Source organism: Pectobacterium brasiliense, assembly GCF_016950255.1.
GTDB classification, from domain to species: domain Bacteria; phylum Pseudomonadota; class Gammaproteobacteria; order Enterobacterales; family Enterobacteriaceae; genus Pectobacterium; species Pectobacterium brasiliense.
Window position 1 is genome coordinate 2,576,480 of record NZ_JACGFN010000001.1, and the last position, 25,925, is coordinate 2,602,404.

Below are 25,925 nucleotides of genomic sequence, written 5' to 3' on the forward strand. Positions count from 1 at the left end.
GGAATAGAGTCTCTGTGCTGCGGCAACATCCGTAGCCGGGCTTGGAACCCCGACTATCTAGAACTGAAAACGCTTTGTTTTTTCAGGGGCTACGTGCACACTCTAATCCGTGGCTCAGGCAGGGCAACCGCAAGGTTGGCCGGTCGCTAGATCCGGTGTTCCAACCCTGTCTGGGTCACACCTTTAGTTTGGAACCTGAAGGCGTGATGAAATAATTATCTAGCAATGGAAGATTCAAACATGACGGACACTCACGCCACACCCGCAGACAGCACCATTACCATTTTCCGCGATCTGATCGCCAGCCTGCCTTTCGCGCAGTTAGATGACGTTCAGCTCTGCGACCTCGGCGCGATTGCTGCCGAATCGGTTGAAGGCCTGTGCCACGGCCTGCATTACCTCGGCGACACACTGCAAAATGAAGTGGAACTGCCGCAAGAAAGCCTCAACCAGCTAGGCGCCTGCCTCAACGCCACCGCACACCTGATTCCGGCGCTGCTGGAAATATGTGAACAGGCGGAACGCCATGTGCGCACAGTCACGGCAGTGGGTGACGTGCCTCTTACCACACAGTAAAAACACGCGGTTAGATCATATAGGGTGTTAGCATTCTCTATCGAAGGGAGCAAGCTCGGTATTGCTCATCAACTGAAAAAATAGAATCAGTGATGCAAACCCGCTGAAAACAAAAAAGGCGCTAATGCCATTCATACATTAGCGCCTTTCAGTAGGAAAAAATTACTTCAGATCAACAGTCAACTCAGGCGCACCGAAACTCACCACAGTTGCTTTTGAAGCTGCGAAGTATTGTCGCCAGAAGACTTCAAGCTGCTGCATGATCTTGCCGGATCGGTAGTTGTTTTTCGAGTCCGTATCGATCAGCCCCGCCCCTGCGATATACACATTCGCACCGGTGAAATCCGCCACTAACTTTTGCTTCCCAGCACGTGCCATCTCTTTTTCCGGCTCTAACAGACGAATACTGTTGTTGCTATAAAAGCTGCCAAATTCGCTATTCTCCAGCATATCGGACACCAGCAGAATCGTTTTACTAGCAGCAGAGGTCTCTTTCAGATCATCACCAATGCGCTTGAGGCTATCCATAATCTCACTTTTAGCGATGTTATCCCCGCGTTCGGCAAAACTTTCTGCCATTTTCTTTCCGATATTTTGCGCAAAAAACTGCCTTTGCTGCACAAGGCACCCATCCAATGATTTCAGGCTGTCCATCCCCAAGCTGTTGCGTACCTTCTGATCGGTAAACGGCATTTCCAGCTTGCCGTCAAACACGCGCTTCATGTAGTTATCCTGCAACAGCGCCGAGAACTGATACATCACAACATGGTCGCCAGGCTGCACGTAACGAACGACCTGATTCCAGATCGATTTTTTCAGTTCAACAGGCACTTTGACCGTCTGGTCAACAATCACCACCAGTTCCCGACCGCTGTCAGCCGGGCGATGTTGATCCAGTTTGGCAAAGCTATAGCAACTAGGGATATCGTTACGCTCTGCGGCCTGCGACATACAGGTTGCCCCCAGTAGCAGCAACGAGAGTAGCATCCTCATACGCTCTCCTTCGGACGCGCCTTATTCAGTAACGCCTGCACGCGCTGACGTTTCTTCAAAGACTCCAACGACAGCCCCTGATCGTCAGCAATCAACTGTAACTCTTCCTCGCTGAACAACGTCAAATCACCCAGTTCATGGATACGCTGTTTCTCGTCATCGCTCTCCGGCGTATTAACTGCCGAAGTGACTGGCTGAGCAGCCTGAACAGGTTCAACGACCGTTGCTGTCGGTGCGTGTACCGCAGGCTGGCTAACCACCTCGGCAGGTGCAGACTCAACGTGCTGGACCGCTACAGGTTGAACAACAGGCGCGGGCTGCACCGGTTCGTTTTTCGCTTGTAAATGCGCAGTCAATTCTGCGTTAGAGCGCGCTTTATCACGTAGCTTGCCACTGATGTAATCATCAAACGTCGGTAGCGTGGTAAGCGGTTCACTCTGGCTATTAGTGCGTTTCATCATCAAACGATTTTGCAACGCGGTTAGCTTTTCTTGCCCATCACGCTCCACACGCTCACGCCGCATTGCATGCCACGACGCAAACTCTTCAGACCCACTGAAATTACCGATATATTTCGCCGCAGCTTTGGATTCAATCCCGGCAAATGAACGATAAATACCAATCAAAATACCAATTAGCTGTACGCCAACAAAAATGACGGACAGGATGATGAACGTCAGTTTCGAAGCAAATATACGATTGTCCGTGATCTCTTGTGATGCCTGCGTGTCCGCTTTGGCATTGTCCGCTACCGCACCCGACGGCAGGTCAAACGGGGAAGCTTCGCTGGTTTGAACCATCTGCGAGAACGGAGAACCGTTCACTGCCTGCGTATCCATCGCATTGATGGTCGCAGCACGTACCAGGTAAGCACCGACGGAGAAGAAAATAATCAGCGCCAATGCAACTGCCGTTGCCCAATACTGCGGCTTAACGTGTACATTGTGGGTTACGCGGTTCAACATCTGGATGTAGTTTGGTTCATTGTCATCCAGACGAGTATTTTCCAGCGAGATTTCGTGGTTCTTACTCAGCCCTTTCGCAGAGCCGCTGTGGCGCGCTTCTGAATACCAGTAACGGATCTTTTTCAGCAGCGTATTTTTATGCAGCTCGGCCCCCATCAGGTGAGTAGCAGGCACCAGAACTACACCGATCAGAATGGAAATGACAATCGCCGAGAACTCGGCCTGATTGGCAGAAATGTTGCTAGCGATAAATGGCGAGAGCACTAACGCGAAAATAAAGGCTTCGAGCAGGACTAATACCACACTGCAACCCCACAAGATGACGCCCGTCGGCTTACGCCCCCGTTCATCCACCTTGTTCAGGTAGTTGACGCAGCGCAGGTAAAAATCAGCATCCAGATTAGAGGTTTTATAGTATTGCCAATATTTGGCGCAAATCGCCTCTTCTGCCGGATACCAGGCCAGCTTTCCCGTACCTTGACGACGTGGTTCATTCGCGCGGGACAAACGGGATACATGGCCGATAAGTGGCATACTGCTAATCAGGTTGAGGAAAAAATAGCTGACCTGATCCCACCAGCGGATAAAAATCAGTACCAGCGCCATCAATGCCAATAATGGCCAGAAAATGTAGCGATAAAGCGAAATCGCCTCAGCGATGCTTTGAAATAGTTCCATGAATCAATACCTTTTAATTAACTACGCGTTGGGGTGTAGCTCGCGATGTATTCTTTGCTGTGATTGCTGTAGAACAGCTGACCTTGTTGTGCCTTACTGGCCTTTTTCGGCACCAGCAAATCTACGCAGGAAAGTGCCTGTTGTGTCTCATCTTGCAGATAAACCCGATACAGAATGCTCTCTTCGCCTTCCCACGCATTCGCCACTGCATTTAATGGCGCATCAGCTTTACGGTTACCTTTGGACTGATAATCGCGCGTGACATACACCTTCGGATTTTCCACCACCGTGGCGTTATCACTCAGAACCTTAACTGGTGAGAGCGTGACCAGATGATTATTCACCAACCCAGCCCAAGCCCGACCGTTCATGCCCGGCAGATATTCTCGGGTTTCATGGGCTTCAACCGCTTTCCCGCTAGCCAAATTTTTTGCCTGTCCACTGACCCGCACATTGTCTGCTACACAGCTTTTTAGCATAGTGCTGGCATTCGCTTCTGGAATCAGGCTAAACCCGCTGCTGCGCGGTTTGAGGCTTGCCGCCAAAACCGGTATGGAGGAATTGACTGGCTGCCCGCCAAAATCAACAAAATTCTTGCTATTAGCTGGCTCGGCTTTCTTCGTCGTTGGCGCGACTGACGGCTTCGCTTCTGTTGCTGACGTTACCGCCGCAGTCTGCGTTTCTGCTTTACGCGTGGAATCAGCTTTACGATTTGAAGATGATATAGAGGGTTTCGCCTTGCGGCTTGATGTAGCGGAAGAACGCGCTGTCGACGTAGCCTGCTCAGCCGTACCATAACGCAGATAAGCAAGGTTACTGCCTTCCTGTTCAAGCCGCTGTTTTAACAGGGCTTCATTTGCCAGCCCCACAATCTCGACCCGGCGGTTGGCAGTACGGCCAGTTACCGTAGCGTTATCGGCCACCGGCCGAGCGGAGCCCGCCCCCTGAAAGTAAAGTTTCTGTGCGCTCAGTCCAGCCTGTTCTAACACCCGACCGACATTCTGAGCACGTTGTTCTGAAAGACGCTGATTCCATTCCGCACTCCCAGTGGCATCAGTATGTCCCACAACCAAAATGACGCCGCTTTGATCTCCCTCTTTCATCGCTGTAGCAATCTTTTTGACCTGACGTAAACCGTCTGTAGAAAGCTGCGCACTATTGGTATCGAACATGCCGCTGTCTTGAACCTGAGCCACCAGTCCTACGGTTTCAGTACCGCTTTTTTCCTGAGATTGCAGCGCACGCGTTGTCATCGCGATGTTCTCTTCTTGAGCGATTTTTGCCAGTGCCTCTTCGCGATTCTGCCAAACGTTCCCCAATGCACAACCTGCGGCACCGCCTAACAATCCTCCCGCCACAGCTTTCTTGGCGTCCCCCGTCACCAGATAGGTAAGGCCACCACCCAATGCCGCCCCGCCAATACAGCCAATCGCCGTTCCATAACTGCGCCCCGCATCATGTAAGGACGCACAGCTTGTTGTCAGTGTCACAATGGCAGCAAGCAGGCTAATTCTTCTGACTTGATAATGCTTCACTCCATATCCCTCATCCTTAACCACCCCAAACGCGAAGAACGCCGACAAGCAGAGTTCTTTTATCCCTTAATTAACATATTTTTATGTCATTTTTTTTGAAAAAATCCGCCAGCCGCAGTACCCCCCCACGGCGTGGTTTTCTCAAAAATCAGAACGGTTAATTAATTCGGCATAGTTTTTTCCGCACTTAAGCGCCACTCAATGTGAATAAAGTGAGCGAAGTACGAAATCAGTTTTTATATTTATCTCTTTGAATTAACGTGAGAATTAAGAAATTACACGCCAGTGGATATCAATCCGTAAGAGAGTATTTCGTATCGTAACAAAGGTGTCAACAAGCTGTTAAAGGGAAACTTTCTAACTTAGCCCTTTGAAATACAGAGGCATTTTCCACCCTACTGCGTACAACACCTCTTCATTCCCTCGCCACATTCCATTGACTCGCCGCTTCTCAATAATGGCTGCTCATTCGCCGATAAATATGGCCCAACATCATTGCGTTCCTTCTTCCTTCTCTACGCTATTCCACACGTTAAAATCCATGAATGTCATATCTTCAGATCCGCTAAAGCTAGAAATAAGAAAAAATTAATCAGTGACGCGACCTGTATTTTTTCTGAAGTTAGCCGACTATTCTGACATCAGTTAGCGAGGTCGTAGTCAGCGAGATGAGATAGACTAACGCTTCATATTTCGACGACATTCACCTTGCAGCGTAGGCAAACTCATATGGTTAAACGCACAGTGTCCGCCAATAAATCGATCGATATGTACGCCGTCTATGTTTTTGTGACGATGGCGGAAGCAGGAAGCATGACGGCAGCCGCCACGCGGCTAGGTCTGACGCCTTCTGCCATTTCGCAAACGATCCGGTTATTGGAAGAAGATTTCGGCGTCAAATTGGTAAACCGGGCTCGTCGCCCCTTTGTCCTGACGCCTTACGGCATTGCGTTGAAAAACCGGGGAGAAATCCTGACGGAGGAGATTGCGAACCTGAAGGCGCAGGTGTTGGAAGCGGGAAAAGGGATTAAACCTGACTTGCGTATCGGCCTGGTGGATTCGTTTGCCATCACCTGCGGTTCGGTGTTTACCAAGAGTTTGATGAAGAGTTCATCGCAGTTGCTGATTCGTACCGGGCTCAGTCCGCAGCAGGGTGAAGCGTTAATGCGCCGCGAGCTGGATATGATCGTCACCAGCGACCCGTTGATCGACAGCGATAGCGTAGTGCGTCATCAGCTGTTTTCCGAAGGCTATTTCATTATCACGCCACCGGATTACCGCAAACGCATCAAAACGGTTGAGGATATCCGCGAGCTTTCCGCCGCACTGCCGCTAGTGCGCTTTAACCGGAACTCGCAGATTGGGATGCAGATTGAGCGTTACCTCCGACGCATCGATGTCCGCGTACCAAACATGCTCGAATTTGATAATGCGGATACCTTAACCTCGATGGTGGCGGCAGGTATCGGTTGGGCGGTAACCACCCCGCTCAGTTTCCTGCAATCCGTTGCACACTCCCGCGAGGTGCTAACGCATATGCCGGAACAGCTGAATATTAAGCGTTCGCTGTATATTGTCGGGCACCGAGATGAATACAGCGCGTTCTTTGAAGAAGCGTGTGATGTCACACATGACATTATTAAAACCGTATTTATTCCGAAATTGAAAACGCTGAACCGCGGAATAGAAAAGCTGGTTGAGATCAACCCGGATAATACGGAATAACGGTTAGATATAACTATTCACGATTGGGAGACGTAGCAAAAATGGAGGAATATATCCACCGCTAGCCATTTAACAATGCTAATTCCATGTTCGTCTCCCCGAGAACGCTTTTTAGTCATGATTTTATACAAATCGTGATGGGTTCGTGTTACCTGAAAATCAAAAAACAGGAAATACAAACCCTAAAAAATCATAGTCTTAATATTGAAAGCGATGCTATGTACATCGAACAAGAAAAAGGAAGAAGAACCATGTCAACGAATATCCGTATTGAAGAAGACCTGTTAGGTACCCGTGAAGTCCCTGCTGATGCCTATTATGGTATCCATACGCTGCGTGCGATTGAGAACTTTTATATCAGCAATAGCACCATCAGCGATATTCCAGAATTTGTCCGCGCTATGGTGATGGTAAAAAAAGCAGCCGCGCTGGCGAATAAAGAACTGCAAACCATCCCACGTAAAATTGCCGATACCATTCTGCAAGCCTGTGATGAAGTGCTGAATAACGGCAAATGTCTGGATCAGTTCCCTGTCGATGTCTATCAGGGTGGTGCGGGCACATCAGTCAACATGAACACCAACGAAGTGCTGGCGAATATCGGTCTGGAACTGATGGGTCACCAGAAAGGTGAATACCAATACCTGAACCCGAACGACCACCTGAACAAATGCCAGTCTACCAACGATGCCTACCCAACCGGCTTCCGTATCGCGGTGTACACCTCCATCCTGAAACTGGTCGAAGCGATTACCCAGTTGAGCGATGGCTTTGAGCGCAAAGCGAAAGAGTTCGAAAACATCCTGAAAATGGGCCGTACCCAGTTGCAGGACGCCGTACCGATGACTCTCGGTCAGGAATTCCACGCGTTCAACGTACTGCTGAAAGAAGAAAACCGTAACCTGCTGCGTACCGCCGAGCTGCTGCTGGAAGTGAACCTGGGCGCAACCGCCATCGGTACGCGCCTGAACACGCCGGATGAGTACCAGAAACTGGCCGTTCAACATCTGGCAAAAGTCAGCGGTCTGCCTTGCGTACCGGCTGAAGACCTGATCGAAGCGACCTCAGACTGTGGCGCTTACGTGATGATGCACAGCGCCTTGAAACGCGTCGCAGTTAAAATGTCGAAGATCTGTAACGACCTGCGCCTGCTGTCTTCCGGCCCACGCACTGGCCTGAACGAAATCAACCTGCCGGAACTGCAGGCGGGCTCGTCCATCATGCCAGCCAAAGTTAACCCAGTCGTACCAGAAGTGGTCAATCAGGTCTGCTTCAAAGTCATCGGCAACGATACCTGCGTCACCATGGCGGCAGAAGCGGGTCAGTTGCAGTTGAACGTGATGGAACCGGTTATCGGCCAAGCGATGTTCGAATCCATCCAGATTCTGTCCAGCGCCTGCTACAACCTGCTGGAAAAATGCGTTGACGGCATCACCGCTAACAAAGAAGTATGTGAAGCTTACGTCTTCAACTCTATCGGTATCGTGACCTACCTGAACCCGTTCATCGGCCACCATAACGGCGATATCGTCGGGAAAATCTGTGCCGAAACGGGTAAGAGCGTGCGTGAAGTGGTACTGGAACGCGGCCTGCTGACCGAAGAACAGCTGGACGATATTTTCTCCATCCAGAACCTGATGCACCCGGCCTACAAAGCCAAACGCTACACCGACGAAAACGAAGCCGTTTAATTTTCATTTTCCGTCATTATTGTTGCTAGTTGTCACACAGGCCCGAGGGAAACGTCGGGCCTTTTCTTTGCTTATTATTTACAGTATGACGATATTATTTTTCCCGCTTACATACAGGAGTCACCGATATACCGTGACTTATTTCCCGCAGCACCGCTTCTCTAAAAATAAATTTCCAATTCAATCCCTTATATTATTTGAATAATTGGGGATTTAGACCAAAACTAAATCATCACAAAAAATAATACGGAACACACCACCCGCAATACGTGTTTGTTTACCTGACGTTAGATGCTTTTCCTCATCATGTACAAACGGACAAGCCTTGTGCTGCTTTCGGCGGGCTTATTTTTATTAATTTGACGGTATTTGGGTAAAAGGATGATTTCACCTGGCATGCCTCGAATAACACACGGCAAAATCCGGCTTCTGACTTATTTCCCCGTCGCGCTGCTGCTGTTGCAGTGCTGGTCGTCCACGGCATTGGGGCAAACCATCTCGTTTAATCAGGCCTGGGCCCGCCTGTTGCAGAGCGATGACAGCATTGCCGCTGAACACGCTGGAGTCGATCGCGCCCAGTTCCTGAAAGAATCCGCCAAAGGGCTCTATTGGCCGCAGGTCAACGTGGGCGCAAGCTATACCCGCCTTGATAAGCCTGTCGAACTGGACGCTCGCGACTTAAACCCGCTGTCGAACCACCGGGACATCTTCGCCGCGCTCAATCAGTTGATTAATACCAGTGGCAATCCCTTCGTCACCCGCTTCACAGAACAAAATGTGGTAACCAGCTCCGTTCAGGTCGTCTGGCCGTTATTCACCGGAGGCAGGATTGATGCGGCTCAGTCGATTCGTGCCGCACAGGTGAATGAGGCAGAGCAAATGCTGATCGTCCGCACACTGGCGCAGTTTGAGGCGCTGGCACAGACTTACTACGGCGTGGTGATGGCGCATCAGGTAATGAAGACGCGTCAGGATATCGAGAAAGGCATGGCGCAACACTATGACCATGCCCGCAAGCTGGAAGCGCAGGGCCAAATCGCACGAGTCGAGGTGCTGTCTGCCCAATCCGCTTATGACATGGCGCGTATCGAAACACAAAAGGCGCGGCGAAGCATGGAGACCACCGAAATGGTCTTCGCCAAGCTCATCAAAACAGAAGGCGCAACCCCTTCGTCTTCGCTGTTCGTCAACAAAGCGCTTCCCGAACTGCCTGCGCTGGTGAAGCAAACGCTCAACACGCACCCCGGCTTAAAGGTGCTCTCCGCTAAGCGCGATCAGGCTAAGGATCTTATCCGTATCGAACGCGCCAAATACGCCCCTGACGTATTCCTATTCGGCAACTATCAGCTCTATGAGCAGGACACGCTGGCCGCCAGAACGACTCCGGACTGGATGGTGGGCGTCGGCGTTTCCGTCCCGCTCATCAGCCGCGAAGGCCGTTCCGACAACATCGCCGCCGCGAAAAGCGCGGAAATGCAGGTTAACTATCTGGAAGCCGATATGCGCCAGAACCTTGAAATAGTCGTCGAGAGTACGTGGCGAGAGGCCCGACTGGCGCTGGAAGAGTTCAATTCTCTGTCCTCAACGGAAAAACTGGCCGAAGAGAACGTCCAGCTACGTAATAAGGCGTTTACGCAGGGCATGTCTACCTCATTGGACGTCGTGGATGCGCTAAACCAACTCGCTGGAGCCAAAACACAGCGCGCCTCTGCGGCCTATCGTTACGTGGTATCCATCGCCAGATTGATGGCGATTTCCGGCCAGATAAACCGCTTCTCTGACTACCAGACCCAATACGCCATACAGGTGACGCCATGACACAGCCCCAGCGCCCTTCTCGTGCAAAACGCAAATGGCTCCTTCAGGCCGTTCTGTTGATTGTGATTGTCTGGATAGCCTATCGCTTCTGGCTCGCCTATCAGCCCGAACCGATACGGCTTCAGGGACAAATCGAAGCACAGCAGTATTCAGTGTCATCAAAAGTAGCTGGCCGTATCGCAGAGGTGCAGGTACAAAAAGGCCAGCAGCTTGACGTCGGCGATCTCGTCTTCACGCTCCTGACGCCGGAACTGGACGCGAAGCTGGAACAGGCAAAAGCGGGTGAAGCCGCGGCGGGTGCGGTGGCGCAGGAAGCCAAAAAAGGCGCACGTGAACAGCAGATCGCCGCCGCCAAAGATCAGTGGCAAAAAGCCAAAGCCGGTTCCGAACTCAGCCATAAGACCTATCTGCGCGTGCAGAACCTCTATCAGGAAGGCGTGCTGCCGCTGCAAAAGCGGGATGAAGCTAAAGCCTCATGGGATGCCGCGCGCTATACCGAAGGGATGGCGTGGCAGGAATATCAAATGGCGCTGGAAGGCACGCGGAAAGAAACCCAGGCAGCGGCAGAGGAACAAGTCCGTATGGCCGCCGGTTCCGTCGCCGAAGTGGAAGCCTATCTGGCAGAGGCGCGCGTCGTCAGCCCGCACACTGGCGAGGTTAGCAATGTGCTGCTGCGCAGCGGCGAAATTGCGCCACAGGGTTTTCCCGTGGTCACACTGCTGGACATGAGCGACATCTGGATCCAACTGGCAGTACGCGAGGATCTGCTTGAACGCTTTGCGATGGGCACCGAGTTTGAAGCGCGTATCCCCGCGCTGAACAACCAGACATTTCGGTTTAAGGTGTCTTACGTTTCCGTCATGGGCGACTTCGCCACATGGCGGGCAACGGATACCCGACAAGGATTCGACATGCGAACGTTCGAAGTGGAGGCGCGTCCAATTCAACCGATTAGCGGGCTGCGCGTCGGCATGAGCGCACTGGTAGAAATGTGATGATGCGCGAATGGAGAGCGCTGTGGCGCGACCGCTGGGGTATGGCTTTAGCGCTCTGGTTGCCACTTGTCACCATGCTGATTACCTGGTGGACGCTATCCGGGGCGATTGTGCGCGAACTCCCCATTGGTCTGATCGATCTGGATAACAGCACGATGTCGCGCCAGTTTGCCAGAGAGCTGCATGCTTCGTCGTCTTTCAACCTGAACCATCAATTCTCGACAGAGACGGAAGGCTCAGCCTCGTTACGCGGCGGCAAGATCTACGCACTAGTGGTCATCCCACGCCATTTTGAGCGCGATATCCGACTGGGAACCTTACCCACCGTGACCGCCTGGAATAATGGGCAGTTTGTGCTGATTGCAAAGGTCATCAACAGCTCGCTGTCGCTGGTCGCAGGGACGTTCAACGGGCAGATCGCCGTGGTGCAGGCGCTGTCTCAAGGCTCAGCTGTTCCCGAAGCCAAAGGGCTAGCGATGCCGATTGGTGGACAGATTACCGCGCTGTTTAATCAAAACTCCAACTACGCCCAGTTCTTGCTGAACGCGATTATCCCCTCGATCTGGTCGATTCTGCTCGCGCTATACGGCCTGAATACGCTAGCTCGGGAGGATCGGCACGGAGCACATTGGGTGCCGGAAAACCACGCTGCCATCGGTGCTAAGTTCCTGACGCACTGGCTGATCGGCTGGGCATGGGGCGGCGTCTGGAGCTATGCGCTGTATAGCTTGCTTGATTACCCGCTTAACGGCTCAGCGCTGTTGCTATTTGTCTCGATTGGCGTGACCGCTGGCGCCTGCGTTGCACTAGGCATGGCTTTCTATGCGCTGATCCGCGATCCAGCACGCGCCGTTTCCATTGTCGGAGCGCTAATGGCTCCCGGGCTGGCGTTTATGGGCATCACCTTTCCGGCGGCAGCGATGGAGACATTCGCCACGTTCTGGCGGCAGTTGCTGCCGGTCGCGCACTATGGCGATATCGCGATTGCCATCACCAGCTACGGTGCAGAACTCAGTCAGATCGCGCCCGCATTGGCCGCGCTCGCGCTATTCTGGCTGCTGCTACCGCTCACACTGTGGCGCTACCGTCCCAGTAGCGAGGAGGTAGCATGCTGACCCTCGCCACCCTCATCCGGTTTGAGCTGCGTAGTTTATTGCGCGATCCAACGATATTGCTCACCCTGTTCGGTGGGATTCTGCTCTATTCCTTTCTCTATCCGCGCCCTTACCTCGCCCAGACGCCGCGCGAACTGCCGGTGGTGCTGGTTGATGAAGATGGCACTCAGCTCTCACGCCGTCTGGCGTTTATGGCCGATTCCACGCCGGAGGTGCGGCTGGTGGCGCAGCGCAACACGCTGGATGAAGCCAAAACGCTGCTTCTGCACGGCGAAGCAAAAGGGATCCTCTACATTCCGCGCCACTTCTATCGCGATATCATGCAGGGAAAAAGCGTCACGGTCAGTTACTCGGCAGATGCCAGCTACTTCCTGATCTACGGCGCAATCGCGCAGTCTCTGGCAACCGTCGGCGGCACCGCGGGCGCACAAGTTAAAGTCGCCCGGCTACTTGCTCAGGGGGAAGGCATACCCGCCGCCAGCTCACAGTGGCAGGCAACCTCTTTGAATGTCGTGCCGGTATTTAACCCCACCATGGGCTATGTCGATTACGTGGTTCCCGGTGTCTTCATGTTGATCCTGCACCAGATTTTGCTGATGGGATGCGGCCTGCTCGGTGCCGGACAAAATCAGCGCACGCGATCTGGCGAGGTTCGCTACTGGCAATCCGCGACACCGTGGCGTTTGCTGCTGGCCCGTACACTGGTCGTTGGCGGAGCCTATCTGCTCTCGCTACTCTACATGCTCGGTTTTTGTCTCGATGCCTACGGCATTGCACGCGAAGCCAGCATGAGCCAACTGCTGCTGTTTGCGCTGCCCTTTCTGCTCTCGACGCTATGGCTCGGTGTGGTGTTGGGGGCGGCTTTTACGCGCAAAGATCTCCCCAGTCAGGCGGTGCTGCTGTCTTCCATTCCGATAGTGTTTCTTTCTGGCTTCATCTGGCCCGTTGAAATGATTCCCGCGCCTCTGAACTGGCTGGCGCAGTGGGTGCCCGCGGTCTTCACGATTCAGGGAATATTGCGTCTTAATCAGATGGGGGCTGACTTTGCCCAAATCGGCGCATTTTGGTGGCATTTGTGGGTGCTGTCCGCGCTGTACGGCCTGTTGGCGTGGGGCATGCTAGGGTATCGGCAACGGCAATACCGTCGGGAAAATCAGGCTGCACGTCGATGGCTGGCACGCGATTGAAGATTAAAAATTAATGTCCCGACAGGTATGCCGGGACAAGAGGTTTACGGTTTTGTCGACCACACAAAGGGGGCCGAATTACGCAGTGAAACGTTAACCGTTTCACTATGATCCATGCCTTTATATTCATGTACCTCTGCTGACGTCCCTGCATTAATGACATCTTCCGCAAAGTGACGCTGCATCTTTGTCGGTACGTTAATGTCACTGGTACCAATCCCGATGAAGACCGGTTGGTTAATCTTGAGTGTGTTATAGCGCAAACTCGCGGTTTGGCTATCCAATAATTCTTGGATCGCAGGCTTCAGGCTATTCTTCGCATTCAACCCCTCGGCCATCACCTTTTGCGTCAGCTCACCGATACACATCTTACGTGCGTCAGCGACAATGGCAGCAGCTTTCGGTGTGAAATAATCATCAACCTTAAGCTCTTTATTGACATCGGCCGCCGAGAGATAGATATACATCACATAAGGTATTTTTGGATCGCCACCCTCTCCACTTTCCCCAGCAAAAAGATCTGCCGCAGAGGTCTCGTCATCAAAATAGGGCGTACCGGTCAATACCGTCGATACGATATTCAGGTTCGGCGCATAATCCGGTTGGTAGCCCGCTGTCGCAAAGGCCGCATGCGCCCCCTGTGACTGACCGACAAGCGTTAACTGATTACGCAACGGGAATGTACTCAGCGATGCTTTGACACCATCCAGCACGCTCCACGCTTCACCTCGTGAATTGAGGTAGTGATGCAGCCCGTCAGACCCAAGCCCCGCGTAGTCCGGCGCCACGATGGCAAACCCCAACGACAACCAAGTATTTAAATACTGCGCATCCCGCGCTGAACGTGGATTAAGAGACGGTGCGCAGGCAGCCGCCACACCGATCGTTCCATGCGTCCACACTACGACTGGCCAGCCACCTTCTGGCGTCTCACCTTTAGGGATGAAAACAGCGCCGGTGTCGTCCCGTGGACTTTTACCATCCACACCACTTCGAGAGTGATACAGGATCCGATACTGATCAGCGGCCTCCATTAAGCCATACTCCTCAGCCAACTGTACTTTTTTTACTAGCGTGCCTGGTGCCTTCGTCTCTGCGGAAGAAAACGGTGCCACCATACAGGCTGATATAATGAGACATAACGCTAAGGGGGTTTGCTTTATTTTAGGTAAATGATACATGACATATCTCCAGAGTTATTTGATTTTACATCCCCTAAAAGGTAGTTCAGTTATTGATTTAATGATGTCATAAATTAATAATTTCTTTATTAAATTCAATAGATAACTAATTTTTAGCAATAAAGGGATTAGGCTATGGTGATATTCATCTTGGCGCGACTGACATCAGGCTGATAGTCGAATGTTAACAGGACGAACCTATACGCTTTTGATACCGCGCTCAATGCGAATGATAATGTGCGGCTCCCGAGGCACCTCATGCCATACGTGCCAGGAAGCCGCTAAAGAGAAGGGAGTTTATTCGTCGAAGAACCAATATCCTTGATTAACCAGCCCGGTTAATTCAGCCACAAATGCCGGATTTTTCAGCGCCGCACCCAGCTCTTTTTTACCGAGAACCGTGTAACGACACAGTGCATCCGCCGCTTTCGGATCGACCGTGTCCAGCCGTTCGCTGTTGATGAAGTAGCTACCGCCGACTTCAAGCACGCGCAGTCCACTCAGACGCGTCAACACACCGCCGTCCATCAACGCCCACACAACCTCATCCGGCTTGTAGGGCGGTTCTGCCGGAGCGATATCCAGCTCATGGCGCGGCGTCGTCACAAAGCGACCGAACCACTGCTTCAACGCTTCCGGCTGATTGATCACGTCGATCATCATCTCGCGCAGACGGTCAAACTCATAGTCCTCAACCCGCCCCGGATGTTCCCGACAGGTCAAATCAGGGTCGCTATAGTGCTCACCGCCAAGATCGTTCTCCAGCACATAGTCAGCAAAGCTGCTGATTAAGTCTCTGCCGTTCGGCCCACGGAACCCCACGGAGTAGTTAAGTGCGGTTTCATGCGTGAAGCCATCATGCGGGAAACCTGGCGGAATATAGAGAATATCGCCCGGCTCAAGATTTTCATCAATAATCGGTGGGAAAGGATCGACATGTAGCAACGCAGGATGCGAGCAAAACTGACGCATCGGCAGCTTGTCACCCACGCGCCAACGGCGGCTGCCCATCCCCTGAATGATGAAGACATCGTACTGATCGATATGCGGCCCCACGCCGCCACCCGGTACGGAAAAGGAGATCATCAGGTCATCTAAACGCCAGTCCGGCAACACGCGGAACGGGCTCACGAGTTCAGCAGACGGCGCATGCCAGTGATTCACCGCCTGAGCCAGCAGCGACCAGCCAGTTTCACCCAGATTATCAAAATGCTCAAACGGCCCGTTACTGGCCTGCCACTGACCATTTTTATGGCTGACCAAACGGCTATCGACCTCCGCCTCCATCGCCAGACCCGCCAGTTCATCCGGCGTAATCGGATCGACGAAATTCGGGAAAGCGTTTTTCAATACAACAGGTTGTTTTTGCCAGTATTTTTCTAAGAATTCAGGCCAATTAAGGTTAAGTTGGTAAGCCATGCGTCCACACCAGTGAGAAGAGAAACGGGCCTGATTATAAAGAAGGGGCTACCAGCGCTACCTTGTCATTGGTCAATGGGCGGGTAACTATCATGCAGACTGCATATTTTGCTTGATTAAATAGTGCCTAAACATGCCTTCCTCAGGAAAATCAGGTAAAGACATTTGCAGTTGATAACCTTGTTTTTCATAGAAAGGAAGTGCCTGAAAACTAAAGGTATCCACAAGCGCATGACGGCACCCAAAACGCATCGCCTCCTGCTCTGCTTCCTTCACCAACGCGCTACCGAGCTTCAGACCTCTGGATTCCTCGCTCACCCACAAATAATCAATACACAGCCATAATCCTTTACGCGTGGCGATCAACCCGCCGGTCATCACTCCGGCGCTATTGCGGTGAAAAATACCGATTTGCCCAAAAGAGGCAGGATTAATAAACCGGTGATTGTAGCTCCTCAGGCCAGCAAAAAGTGCTTCCCGATCGTTATCCGTAATGTCGTGCGTCACGATTAATTCCACTAGTCCTCCCAGCTTCCGTTTATTAAAAATCATGAGGTTGCATGAATAACGCGCTGCTGAAAATGCGGTTTCAGGGATTCCCGAGCTTCCATACGCGCTCCCATTCAGCATAATCACAATCCGCCTTTCAGTACACGACTCTCTGCATGGCGATTAGGCTTCTCCGTGTGCAACAGAAGCGTGTGTGCTTACAAAAGAAAGACTAGGTAGTTTGAGAGTGTTTTGGGGAAAGGATGTCAGGAAAAGGATACAATCTTCTGAATTTTAGGCATAAAAAAAGCCACCCTGAGGTGACTTAATTTTCATACTATGGTGCCGAAGGCCGGACTCGAACCGGCACACCTTGCGGCGGTTGATTTTGAATCAACTGCGTCTACCGATTTCGCCACTTCGGCACAGAAGTAGTATGCGGAAAACGGGTGCATTATACCGTTTGACGGCCCACGCGCAATGTTAATCCACTCTGCGTTAGCTTAAGTGCTGAAAAAATCATCTTTAGCAACGTGTTATGCCCGCTTCACCTTAATATAAAGTGGTGATGGGCGTTGCTGAGGGCAATTTGTCACGACCAATAAAAAAGCGCCGAGGAGTTATCCACTCAGCGCTTTTTCAGACTACTGGGGTCGGTCTATCGGCGTTTCAGCAACAGCGCTACGCTGATGAACAGAAACACCGAGCTTGGCAAGATAGCGCCCAGAATCGGCGGGATACCATAGACCAGGCTGAGTGGGCGGAAAATCTCATTCAGCAGGTAGAAGAGGAAGCCGAAGCTGATACCAATCACGATGCGTGAACCCGCCGACACGCTGCGCAGCGGGCCGAAGATGAAAGAGACCGCCATGAGCATCATCACCGCCACTGAGACTGGGGCAAAGATTTTGCTCCACATGTTCAGCTGGTAGCGGTTCGACTCTTGCCCGCTTTGTTTCAGGTATTTGGCATAATTGTGTAGCCCACGGATCGACAGGGCATCCGGCTCCAGCGCCACCACGCCGAGCTTATCCGGCGTTAGGTTGGTTTTCCATTCTCCGCTGAACGTCTGGCTGCCGCCAATCTGTTTACCGTCGCTCAAATCAGATTCATCAACCTGCGAGAGCTTCCAGACATTCCTGTCGTCTTCAAACTCGGCAGAGGCCGCATAGCGCACAGATAGCAGCTTGTTCTTATCGTCGAAGTGGTAGATGTTGACGCCAGACAGTTCTTTATCGCCCGTCACTCGTTCGATATAGATAAAGTCATTGCCGTCTTTTGCCCACAGTCCGCCCTGCGTAGAGATCATCGACCCACCGGAAATCATCTGAGAACGGTAGTTGCGCGCCATCTGTTCCCCTTGCGGAGACACCCATTCGCCAATCGCCATCGTCAGCAACACCAGCGGGATCGCAGTTTTCATCACGGCCGTCGCAATCTGCAAGCGGGTAAAGCCAGAAGCCTGCATCACCACCAGTTCGCTGCGGGTTGCTAGCTGGCCCAGCCCGAGCAACGCGCCCAGCAGCGCCGCCATCGGGAAAAAGATCTCAATATCTTTGGGTACGCTGAGCAGCGTGTACAGCCCTGCGCCCAACGCCGAATACTCGCCCTGCCCGACTTTACGCAGTTGGTCGACAAACTTGATGATGCCGGAGAGCGACACCAGCATGAACAACGTCGTCATGATGGTGGTAAAAATCGTTTTGCCAATATAGCGGTCTAATACACCAAACATCAGGCCGCTCCTTGTGTTTTAAGGGGACGAGGCTTAAAGCGGGCGCGCACTTTGCGCATCGGCACAGTATCCCAGAGGTTAAGCATGACCGCGATACCGAAGTACATCAGGTTGGTCAGCCAGACCCATACCATCGGATCGATTTTTCCTTTGCTGGCGTTAGAACGCAGCGAGCTTTGCAGCAGGAAGAAAATCAGGTACAGCAGCATCGCAGGCAGCATACTCAGCACTCTACCCTGACGTGGATTCACCACACTCAGCGGCACCACCATCAGCGCCATAATCAGTACCGAAATAATCAACGTCAGCCGCCAGTGGAACTCCGCACGCGCATCGTGTGCATCCGAATGCCACAGGGTATTCATATCCATTTGTTGCACGTCGCTATTATTTAGCGTCACGCTCTGGTGACCAATCACGGCCTGATAGTTGGTGAAATCTGTGATACGAAAATCACGCAGCAGTGCCGTGCCTTCGTAACGCGAACCGTTATCCAACGTCACGACCTGCGCACCATCTTCGTTTTGCTTGATATGACCGCGATCGGCGACGACGACAGAAGGCCGTGCGTTACCGCTGGGGCGCAACTGTGCCAGAAAGACGTGCTCAAACTCTGACCCTTTGACATTGCCGACAAACAGCACCGCGTTGCCACCCTGCGCGGACTGGAATTGCCCTTCAACCAATGCTGCCATGCCAGGGTTCGCCTTCGCTTCCGCCAGCACTTCTTCCTGATGCCGGGACGACCACGGGCTAAGCCACATGACGTTAATGGTGGCGACGATGGCAGTGAACACGGCCAGGACCAGCGCGGCTTTCAGCAACACGCGCTTGCCCAAGCCGCAGGCGTGCATGACGGTGATCTCGCTTTCCGCATAGAGGCGGCCAAACGTCATCAATACGCCAAGAAATAGACTTAATGGCAGGATGAGCTGCACCATTTCTGGCACACCCAATCCCAACAGGGAGATAACCAAATTTGTCGGGATTTCACCATCAACAGCGGCGCCCAGTATCCGTACTAATTTCTGGCAAAAGAAAATCAGTAGCAGAATGAAAAGGATGGCCAGTTGACTCTTAAAGGTTTCCCGTACCAGATATCGAATGATGATCACGCTTAATTACGCCTGTGAAAACTTGTCTTTTTGCAGGAAAATCGATAGTTTCTTCGCTAACGCGCCATTTATACTCATTTTTTGGCTGCCCTCTTAGCTAAAACGGTATTACAACACACTGCGTTTGAGCTGTTGTATCAGAACCTGCTTATTAGTCACTAAAACAGGTTCGTTACGTCGTTAAGATTAACACAGGTTATGTTAACGCAACGGCGGGAAGTATTACGGAGTGTCACATTCTAGCCGTTGCCCCCGCTGTTGTCTTTAAGATTCAGGAGAGTACATGGAGTTCAGCGTAAAAAGCGGTAGCCCGGAAAAACAACGCAGTGCCTGCATTGTCGTCGGCGTGTTTGAACCGCGTCGTCTGTCCCCTATTGCCGAACAACTCGATAAAATCAGCGACGGCTACATCAGCGCGTTGCTTCGCCGTGGTGAATTAGAAGGCAAAGTGGGGCAATCACTGCTTTTGCACCATGTACCTAACATTCTTTCCGAGCGCATTCTGCTGATTGGTTGCGGTAAAGAGCGCGAACTTGATGAACGCCAGTACAAACAGGTGATTCAGAAAACGATCAACGCTCTGAACGAAACCGGTTCGATGGAAGCGGTCTGCTTCCTGACCGAGCTGCACGTGAAAGGCCGTAACACGTACTGGAAAGTGCGTCAGGCGGTCGAAACCGCAAAAGAGACGCTGTACACCTTCGATCAGCTTAAGAGTAACAAGGTCGAGCTGCGCCGTCCGCTGCGCAAAATGGTCTTCAACGTGCCGACGCGCCGTGAGCTGACCAGCGGCGAGCGTGCCATTCAGCACGGTCTGGCGATTGCGGCGGGCATCAAAGCCGCGAAAGATCTCGGCAACATGCCGCCGAATATCTGTAATGCCGCGTATCTGGCTTCGCAAGCGCGTCAACTGGCCGATACCTATAGCCAGAACATCATCACGCGCGTGATTGGCGAGCAGCAGATGAAAGAGCTGGGCATGAATGCCTATCTGGCCGTGGGTCAGGGCTCGCAGAATGAATCACTGATGTCCGTGATCGAATATAAAGGCGATCCAAACCCGGAAACCCGCCCGATTGTGCTGGTAGGTAAAGGCCTGACGTTCGATTCCGGCGGCATCTCCATCAAACCTGCCGACAGCATGGACGAAATGAAGTACGACATGTGCGGCGCGGCCACGGTCTACGGCGTAATGCGCATGGCGGCCGAGCTGGCGCTGCCGTTGAATATCATCGGCGTGCTGGCGGGTTGTGAAAACATGGTTGATGGGCGCGCCTACCGTCCGGGCGACGTGCTGACCACGATGTCCGGCCAAACGGTAGAAGTACTGAACACCGATGCGGAAGGCCGTCTGGTCTTGTGTGATACGCTAACCTACGTCGAGCGTTATGAGCCGGACGTGGTGATTGACGTCGCAACGCTGACCGGCGCGTGCGTGATTGCGCTGGGGCACCACATCACTGGGCTGATGGCGAACCACAATCCGCTGGCGCACGAGCTGTTGAGCGCGTCCGAGCAGTCTGGTGACCGCGCATGGCGTCTGCCGCTGACCGACGAATTCCAGGAACAGCTGGAATCCAATTTTGCCGATATGGCGAATATTGGCGGTCGTCCAGGCGGTGCGATTACCGCAGGCTGCTTCCTGTCACGCTTTACGCGTAAGTACAGCTGGGCGCATCTGGATATCGCGGGCACCGCCTGGCGTTCAGGTAAAGCCAAAGGGGCAACGGGTCGCCCGGTCGCGCTGTTATCACAGTTCCTGCTTAATCGCGCCGGACAGAACGACGTAGAATAAGACTTTCACGTCAACGACGATGACCAAAGCCAGCGATTGCCTTATCCTTATAAGGTAATTGTCTATCGGGCCGGATATTCCGGCCCTTATCACTTTCTGGCTCTTAGCAATCAATAGTGTAAACAATGAAAAACGCAACGTTCTATCTTCTCGAACACGACAGCAAAAGCGGTGAGCTCAGCGCCCATGAGGCACTGGCATGCGATCTGGCGGCAGAACGTTGGCGAGCAGGAAAGCGCGTGCTGATTGCCTGTGAAGACGAACAGCAGGCCATCAGACTGGACGAAGCATTGTGGCAGCGCGATCCCAACGCATTCGTGCCGCACAATCTGGCAGGCGAAGGGCCGCGCCACGGTGCACCGGTCGAACTGGCCTGGCCGCAGCGGCGTGGCAACGCGCCACGGGATCTGCTGATCAGCCTATTACCGCAGTTCGCAGATTTTGCCACCGCTTTCCATGAAGTGATAGACTTTGTCCCTTACGAAGACTCCTTGAAACAGTTGGCGCGCGACCGCTATAAAACCTATCGCAGCGTCGGCTTCCAATTGACCACGGCTACGCCGCCAACTCACTGAATTTTGAGCATAATGGAAACGAAATATAACCCGCAAGATATCGAGCAGCCGCTCTACGAACACTGGGAAAAGCAAGGCTACTTCAAGCCGCATGGCGACACGAGTAAAGAAAGCTTCAGCATCATGATCCCGCCGCCCAACGTCACCGGCAGCTTGCATATGGGTCACGCTTTCCAGCAAACCATTATGGACACGTTGATTCGCTATCAGCGTATGCAGGGTAAAAATACCCTGTGGCAGGCAGGTACCGACCACGCCGGTATCGCCACGCAGATGGTCGTTGAGCGCAAGATCGCCGCCGAAGAAGGCAAAACTCGCCACGATTACGGCCGCGAGGCGTTCATCGACAAAATCTGGCAGTGGAAAGGCGAATCCGGTGGCAACATCACCAATCAGATGCGCCGTCTGGGCAACTCCGTTGACTGGGAGCGCGAGCGCTTCACCATGGATGAAGGCCTGTCCAACGCGGTGAAAGAAGTTTTCGTCCGTCTGTATAAAGAAGACCTGATTTACCGTGGCAAGCGTCTGGTGAACTGGGATCCAAAACTGCGCACCGCGATTTCCGATCTGGAAGTGGAAAACCGCGAAGTGAAAGGGTCGATGTGGCACCTGCGCTATCCGCTGGCCGATGGCGTGAAAACCGCTGACGGGAAAGACTATCTGGTCGTCGCGACTACCCGCCCGGAAACCGTGCTGGGTGATACTGGCGTCGCCGTTAACCCGGAAGATCCGCGTTATAAAGATTTGATCGGCAAAGAGGTGATCCTGCCGCTGATTGGCCGTCGTATTCCGATCGTTGGCGACGAACACGCCGATATGGAAAAAGGCACCGGCTGCGTGAAGATCACACCAGCGCACGACTTCAACGACTACGAAGTCGGTAAACGCCACCAGTTGCCGATGGTCAATATCCTGACGTTCGACGGTGATATCCGCCAGAGCGCTGAAGTTTTTGATACCAATGGCGAAGCCAGCGCCGCTTGCAGCAGCGACATTCCAGAAGCCTTCCAGGGTCTGGAGCGTTTTGCCGCACGTAAAGCGCTCGTCGCCGCATTCGATGAACTCGACCTGCTGGAAGAGATCAAAGCGCACGATCTGACCGTTCCTTACGGCGACCGTGGTGGCGTTGTCATTGAGCCGATGCTGACCGACCAGTGGTACGTGCGGGCTGCCGTGCTGGCTAAGCCGGCGGTAGAAGCGGTGGAAGATGGCCGCATCCAGTTCGTACCAAAACAGTACGAAAACATGTACTTCAGCTGGATGCGCGACATTCAGGACTGGTGTATCTCCCGCCAGCTGTGGTGGGGTCACCGCATTCCGGCCTGGTACGATGCTAACGGCAACGTCTATGTGGGTCGCACCGAAGCGGAAGTACGCAGTGAAAACAACCTCGCTGACGATGTCGTTCTGAATCAGGACGAAGACGTACTGGATACCTGGTTCTCATCTGGACTGTGGACGTTCTCTACGCTGGGTTGGCCAGAGCAAACGCCCGATCTGAAAGCATTCCACCCAAGCAGCGTGATGGTCAGCGGCTTCGACATCATCTTCTTCTGGATTGCCCGCATGATCATGCTGACCATGCACTTCATCAAGGATGAAGACGGCAAGCCACAGGTGCCATTCCATACCGTCTACATGACCGGCCTGATCCGTGATGATGAAGGTCAGAAGATGTCTAAATCCAAAGGGAACGTGATCGACCCGCTGGATATGGTCGACGGCATTTCGCTGGAAGCGCTGCTGGAAAAACGTACCGGCAACATGATGCAGCCACAGCTAGCGGAAAAAATCCGCAAGCGCACCGAGAAACAGTTCCCGAACGGCATCGAGCCGCACGGTACGGATGCTCTGCGCTTCACGCTGGCGGCGCTGGCCTCTACCGGCCGCGACATCAACTGGGACATGAAGCGTCTGGAAGGTTACCGCAATTTCTGTAACAAACTGTGGAACGCCAGCCGTTTTGTGCTGATGAACACCGAAGATCAGGATTGCGGCTTTGGCGCAGGCGAGAAAGTGCTGTCACTGGCTGACCGCTGGGTTCTGGCAGAATTCAACCGCACTGTGAAAGCCTACCGTGAAGCGTTGGATGGTTACCGCTTTGATATTGCTGCCAACATTCTGTACGAGTTCACCTGGAACCAGTTCTGTGACTGGTATCTGGAGCTGACAAAACCAGTGATGAATGGCGGTTCAGAAGCGGAACTGCGCGGTACGCGTCACACGCTGGTTACCGTACTGGAAGCGTTGCTGCGTCTGGCACATCCAATTATTCCGTTCATTACCGAAACCATCTGGCTACGCGTTAAAGCGCTGAAAGGCATTAGCGCCGACACGATCATGTTGCAGCCGTTCCCTGAGTTCGATGCTGAGCAGGAAGATACGCTGGCGCTGAACGATCTGGAGTGGATCAAGCAAGCGATTATCGCGGTGCGTAACATTCGTGCGGAAATGAACATCGCACCGGGCAAACCGCTGGAAGTATTACTGCGTGATGTCACTGGTGAAGCACAGCGTCGCGTGGAAGAAAACCGCAGCTTTATCCAAACGCTGGCGCGTCTGGAAAGCATTACGCTGCTGCCTGCGGGCGATAAAGGTCCAGTTTCCGTCACTAAACTCATTGATGGTGCCGAGCTGTTAATTCCGATGGCAGGCCTAATCAATAAAGCGGCAGAGCTGGATCGTCTGACGAAAGAAGTAGCGAAAATCGAAGCAGAGATTGAGCGCATCGAAAGCAAGCTGTCCAACGAAGGCTTTGTGGCACGCGCACCGGAAGCGGTCGTAGCCAAAGAGCGTGAGAAGCTGGACGGCTACGCCGTAGCGAAAGCCAAACTGCTGGAGCAGCACGCGGTCATCGCTGCGCTGTAACTTTTGCTTATTTCTCATCTCAGCCCCGGCACCTTGTCGGGGCTTTTTTCCCCGCTGCGTCCAGCGAACAAGTGAATAGTGCTCACCAATCCGTACAGTGTTGCTATAGTCAATAGAGAGGTACCGACCACACCGCCTGTATCAGGCCATAATAAGATGAAAAAATAGTCAGGGCAGCAACGGAGAACAGAATGGAATATTATGGATATGTGTTATTAAAATTCATCATCGGTTTTACCATTGTCATCACGCATTTAAATTTTTCGGGTAAAACTCAGCTCTCGCAAATGACCCCTGTCGACTTTATTGGTAACTTCATATTAGGCGGTATCATCGGTGGTGTCATTTATAGCGACAGCATTCCACTTTACCAATATGTAATTGTGCTACTTATCGGTGTCAGCCTGATTTCTATTCTTAACTCTATCAGTAAGAATATTTATTTTTTTCGTTCCGTCAGTATTGGCGACCCAATCCCTATCATTAAGAAAGGCCAATTCCTGATGGAAAACATTCTGCAAAAGAAAAATAAGATAGATATTATCAACGTTGCTTCACAGCTTCATGCTCAGGGGATCAACTCCTTCCAAAAGATAAACTATGCGCAAATTGAACCCAACGGACAACTAAGCGTCATTTGTGAAGGTATGGAAATGCCGTCAGTCATTGTCATTAAAGATGGAAAACCCAGAAAATATGATTTATGTGAAATAGAAAAAGATGAAGAATGGCTCTCTGCCGAAATCGCACGACACGGTATTGAATTAGATAATATTTACCTAGCTGAATTCTGGAAAGGAAATCTCATGTTTATATTGAACGATGGTACCGTCGTCAAATAGACGCGCTCATAGCCAATTAACAAGAAGATCCTCATTGTACTTATACACTTTGCGAGGATAAGCAGCAGAGAGATGTGCTGCTTTCGTTTCTGCCTCCGCTTTCGCGGCTTTGGTCGCAATGATCGCTCACTACGTACCGGGTCCTGTCCTTCCGGCATTGTTCCCGTTACCAGTTTATGCATCGCGTATTGCCGCTGATGAAAGATTCTTACATGCCGCGTCAATCGCAGCATTAAACGATTCATCCTTTTCGTTCAGCTCACTAATGAGTTTATCAGCCTGTTGTTTCTGTTTTTCATCCTTAATATACGGCAGTGACAATTTCGCATCCTGACGTTTTTTCTCATCCTGAGAGTTCAGCGCGTTATTCTCAACAATAACCCAGCAATCAGCTGGGTCACTGAGCGGATGTTATTTGTCTTTCTTCAACTTTAGTCGTGACATGATCCAGATTCCTACCCCTAGGGGTACACCGCCAGATAAACCCTTTTTAACAGAATCAATAACGCCGTTATACCAAGAAAAATAAAAAGTTCCATTTTTAAAAAAGAATACCGACGCGACACCCAATCTAATTAGGATTATAGTAATAGCAATGAGTGCGCTAAATGATATGATTAACATCAAA

General features: G+C 52.2%; 20 protein-coding genes and 1 tRNA gene. 11 read left to right on the plus strand and 10 right to left on the minus strand.

All coding sequences use genetic code 11. The annotated features are described in order from the left end of the window. Nucleotides 1–240: 240 nt before the first annotated feature. Nucleotides 241–576 carry a hypothetical protein gene (locus H4F65_RS11420; protein WP_010286771.1) on the plus strand — a complete coding sequence of 112 codons (336 nt, stop codon included), beginning with the start codon at nucleotides 241–243 and terminating at the stop codon, nucleotides 574–576. Nucleotides 577–738: 162 nt separating this feature from the next. Here the strand turns inward: H4F65_RS11420 and H4F65_RS11425 are convergent, their stop codons facing one another. The 3 genes from H4F65_RS11425 to H4F65_RS11435 are packed head-to-tail and all read right to left on the minus strand — an operon-like array spanning nucleotide 739 to nucleotide 4,747. After that, the gene (locus H4F65_RS11425) at nucleotides 739–1,569 is read right to left on the minus strand and encodes a hypothetical protein (RefSeq protein ID WP_010286769.1); all 831 of its coding nucleotides are present in this window, start codon (nucleotides 1,567–1,569) and stop codon (nucleotides 739–741) included. After that, complete coding sequence (locus tag H4F65_RS11430) at nucleotides 1,566–3,212, minus strand: ribonuclease E domain-containing protein (RefSeq protein ID WP_010286767.1); 1,647 nt, start codon at nucleotides 3,210–3,212, stop codon at nucleotides 1,566–1,568. Before H4F65_RS11430 ends, H4F65_RS11425 begins: the two co-directional genes overlap by 4 nt. A gap of 17 nt (nucleotides 3,213–3,229) precedes the next feature. Then, nucleotides 3,230–4,747, minus strand: coding sequence for an OmpA family protein (locus H4F65_RS11435; RefSeq protein ID WP_010286766.1), 1,518 nt, complete (start codon nucleotides 4,745–4,747; stop codon nucleotides 3,230–3,232). Between the two features lie 729 nt (nucleotides 4,748–5,476). Between H4F65_RS11435 and H4F65_RS11440 the strand changes: the two genes are divergently transcribed. From H4F65_RS11440 to H4F65_RS11465, 6 genes are all read left to right on the plus strand, one after another. Beyond that, the gene (locus H4F65_RS11440) at nucleotides 5,477–6,472 is read left to right on the plus strand and encodes a LysR family transcriptional regulator (RefSeq protein ID WP_010286764.1); all 996 of its coding nucleotides are present in this window, start codon (nucleotides 5,477–5,479) and stop codon (nucleotides 6,470–6,472) included. Nucleotides 6,473–6,723: 251 nt separating this feature from the next. After that, a complete protein-coding gene (aspA, locus tag H4F65_RS11445) occupies nucleotides 6,724–8,163 on the plus strand; it encodes an aspartate ammonia-lyase (RefSeq protein WP_014913979.1) in 1,440 nt (479 codons plus the stop codon). Nucleotides 8,164–8,559: 396 nt separating this feature from the next. Beyond that, nucleotides 8,560–9,981: a TolC family protein gene (locus H4F65_RS11450; protein WP_010287525.1), complete on the plus strand. Its 1,422-nt coding sequence runs from the start codon at nucleotides 8,560–8,562 to the stop codon at nucleotides 9,979–9,981. After that, nucleotides 9,978–10,976 (plus strand): HlyD family secretion protein, encoded by a 999-nt coding sequence (locus H4F65_RS11455; RefSeq protein ID WP_039318970.1) that lies wholly within the window; start codon nucleotides 9,978–9,980, stop codon nucleotides 10,974–10,976. The genes H4F65_RS11450 and H4F65_RS11455 overlap by 4 nt, the downstream gene beginning before the upstream one ends. Further along, the gene (locus H4F65_RS11460) at nucleotides 10,976–12,091 is read left to right on the plus strand and encodes an ABC transporter permease (RefSeq protein WP_010284643.1); all 1,116 of its coding nucleotides are present in this window, start codon (nucleotides 10,976–10,978) and stop codon (nucleotides 12,089–12,091) included. The genes H4F65_RS11455 and H4F65_RS11460 overlap by 1 nt, the downstream gene beginning before the upstream one ends. Next, a complete protein-coding gene (locus tag H4F65_RS11465) occupies nucleotides 12,085–13,278 on the plus strand; it encodes an ABC transporter permease (protein WP_010284642.1) in 1,194 nt (397 codons plus the stop codon). Before H4F65_RS11460 ends, H4F65_RS11465 begins: the two co-directional genes overlap by 7 nt. Nucleotides 13,279–13,322: 44 nt before the next feature. Here the strand turns inward: H4F65_RS11465 and H4F65_RS11470 are convergent, their stop codons facing one another. The 6 genes from H4F65_RS11470 to lptF all read right to left on the minus strand — a co-directional run bounded on the left by H4F65_RS11470 (nucleotide 13,323) and on the right by lptF (nucleotide 19,217). Further along, nucleotides 13,323–14,459, minus strand: a complete 1,137-nt coding sequence (locus H4F65_RS11470) for a lipase family protein (protein ID WP_039318973.1) — start codon at nucleotides 14,457–14,459, stop codon at nucleotides 13,323–13,325. 297 nt (nucleotides 14,460–14,756) lie between these two features. Continuing rightward, nucleotides 14,757–15,878 (minus strand): ribosomal protein uL16 3-hydroxylase, encoded by a 1,122-nt coding sequence (locus H4F65_RS11475; RefSeq protein WP_010284639.1) that lies wholly within the window; start codon nucleotides 15,876–15,878, stop codon nucleotides 14,757–14,759. Between the two features lie 90 nt (nucleotides 15,879–15,968). After that, on the minus strand, nucleotides 15,969–16,430 hold the full coding sequence (locus H4F65_RS11480; RefSeq protein ID WP_240350849.1) for a GNAT family N-acetyltransferase: 462 nt from the start codon (nucleotides 16,428–16,430) through the stop codon (nucleotides 15,969–15,971). A gap of 277 nt (nucleotides 16,431–16,707) precedes the next feature. Next, nucleotides 16,708–16,792, minus strand: a tRNA-Leu gene (locus H4F65_RS11485). Nucleotides 16,793–17,025: 233 nt separating this feature from the next. Continuing rightward, on the minus strand, nucleotides 17,026–18,102 hold the full coding sequence (gene lptG / locus H4F65_RS11490; protein WP_010284634.1) for an LPS export ABC transporter permease LptG: 1,077 nt from the start codon (nucleotides 18,100–18,102) through the stop codon (nucleotides 17,026–17,028). After that, on the minus strand, nucleotides 18,102–19,217 hold the full coding sequence (gene lptF / locus H4F65_RS11495) for an LPS export ABC transporter permease LptF (RefSeq protein ID WP_010284631.1): 1,116 nt from the start codon (nucleotides 19,215–19,217) through the stop codon (nucleotides 18,102–18,104). Before lptF ends, lptG begins: the two co-directional genes overlap by 1 nt. Before the next feature lie 283 nt (nucleotides 19,218–19,500). On the opposite strand from lptF, the gene pepA reads away from it, so the two are divergent. The 4 genes from pepA (at nucleotide 19,501) to H4F65_RS11515 (ending at nucleotide 25,297) form a co-directional block, all read left to right on the plus strand. After that, nucleotides 19,501–21,012, plus strand: a complete 1,512-nt coding sequence (gene pepA, locus H4F65_RS11500; protein ID WP_010284628.1) for a leucyl aminopeptidase — start codon at nucleotides 19,501–19,503, stop codon at nucleotides 21,010–21,012. A gap of 125 nt (nucleotides 21,013–21,137) precedes the next feature. After that, nucleotides 21,138–21,587, plus strand: a complete 450-nt coding sequence (locus H4F65_RS11505; RefSeq protein ID WP_010284626.1) for a DNA polymerase III subunit chi — start codon at nucleotides 21,138–21,140, stop codon at nucleotides 21,585–21,587. Between the two features lie 12 nt (nucleotides 21,588–21,599). Continuing rightward, complete coding sequence (locus tag H4F65_RS11510) at nucleotides 21,600–24,455, plus strand: valine--tRNA ligase (protein WP_010284623.1); 2,856 nt, start codon at nucleotides 21,600–21,602, stop codon at nucleotides 24,453–24,455. A gap of 191 nt (nucleotides 24,456–24,646) precedes the next feature. After that, entirely contained in the window at nucleotides 24,647–25,297 is a 651-nt protein-coding gene (locus tag H4F65_RS11515) for a DUF421 domain-containing protein (RefSeq protein ID WP_010284621.1), read from the plus strand. A 174-nt stretch (nucleotides 25,298–25,471) separates the two neighbouring features. Here H4F65_RS11515 and H4F65_RS22225 read toward each other — a convergent pair whose 3' ends face one another. Beyond that, entirely contained in the window at nucleotides 25,472–25,618 is a 147-nt protein-coding gene (locus H4F65_RS22225; protein ID WP_010284619.1) for a DUF6862 domain-containing protein, read from the minus strand. Between the last annotated feature and the right edge of the window lie 307 nt (nucleotides 25,619–25,925).

What these genes read in the sequence shown, in the direction of transcription:
- H4F65_RS11460 (WP_010284643.1), top strand. Translation starts at nt 10,976, where the DNA reads ATGATGCGCGAATGGAGAGCGCTGTGGCGCGACCGCTGGGGTATGGCT.
- H4F65_RS11505 (WP_010284626.1), top strand. Translation starts at nt 21,138, where the DNA reads ATGAAAAACGCAACGTTCTATCTTCTCGAACACGACAGCAAAAGCGGT.
- aspA (WP_014913979.1), top strand. Translation starts at nt 6,724, where the DNA reads ATGTCAACGAATATCCGTATTGAAGAAGACCTGTTAGGTACCCGTGAA.
- H4F65_RS11430 (WP_010286767.1), bottom strand. Translation starts at nt 3,212, where the DNA reads ATGGAACTATTTCAAAGCATCGCTGAGGCGATTTCGCTTTATCGCTAC.
- H4F65_RS11475 (WP_010284639.1), bottom strand. Translation starts at nt 15,878, where the DNA reads ATGGCTTACCAACTTAACCTTAATTGGCCTGAATTCTTAGAAAAATAC.
- H4F65_RS11425 (WP_010286769.1), bottom strand. Translation starts at nt 1,569, where the DNA reads ATGAGGATGCTACTCTCGTTGCTGCTACTGGGGGCAACCTGTATGTCG.
- H4F65_RS11510 (WP_010284623.1), top strand. Translation starts at nt 21,600, where the DNA reads ATGGAAACGAAATATAACCCGCAAGATATCGAGCAGCCGCTCTACGAA.
- pepA (WP_010284628.1), top strand. Translation starts at nt 19,501, where the DNA reads ATGGAGTTCAGCGTAAAAAGCGGTAGCCCGGAAAAACAACGCAGTGCC.
- H4F65_RS11420 (WP_010286771.1), top strand. Translation starts at nt 241, where the DNA reads ATGACGGACACTCACGCCACACCCGCAGACAGCACCATTACCATTTTC.
- H4F65_RS11515 (WP_010284621.1), top strand. Translation starts at nt 24,647, where the DNA reads ATGGAATATTATGGATATGTGTTATTAAAATTCATCATCGGTTTTACC.
- H4F65_RS11470 (WP_039318973.1), bottom strand. Translation starts at nt 14,459, where the DNA reads ATGTATCATTTACCTAAAATAAAGCAAACCCCCTTAGCGTTATGTCTC.
- H4F65_RS11465 (WP_010284642.1), top strand. Translation starts at nt 12,085, where the DNA reads ATGCTGACCCTCGCCACCCTCATCCGGTTTGAGCTGCGTAGTTTATTG.
- H4F65_RS11455 (WP_039318970.1), top strand. Translation starts at nt 9,978, where the DNA reads ATGACACAGCCCCAGCGCCCTTCTCGTGCAAAACGCAAATGGCTCCTT.
- H4F65_RS11440 (WP_010286764.1), top strand. Translation starts at nt 5,477, where the DNA reads ATGGTTAAACGCACAGTGTCCGCCAATAAATCGATCGATATGTACGCC.
- lptG (WP_010284634.1), bottom strand. Translation starts at nt 18,102, where the DNA reads ATGTTTGGTGTATTAGACCGCTATATTGGCAAAACGATTTTTACCACC.
- H4F65_RS11480 (WP_240350849.1), bottom strand. Translation starts at nt 16,430, where the DNA reads ATGATTTTTAATAAACGGAAGCTGGGAGGACTAGTGGAATTAATCGTG.
- H4F65_RS11450 (WP_010287525.1), top strand. Translation starts at nt 8,560, where the DNA reads ATGCCTCGAATAACACACGGCAAAATCCGGCTTCTGACTTATTTCCCC.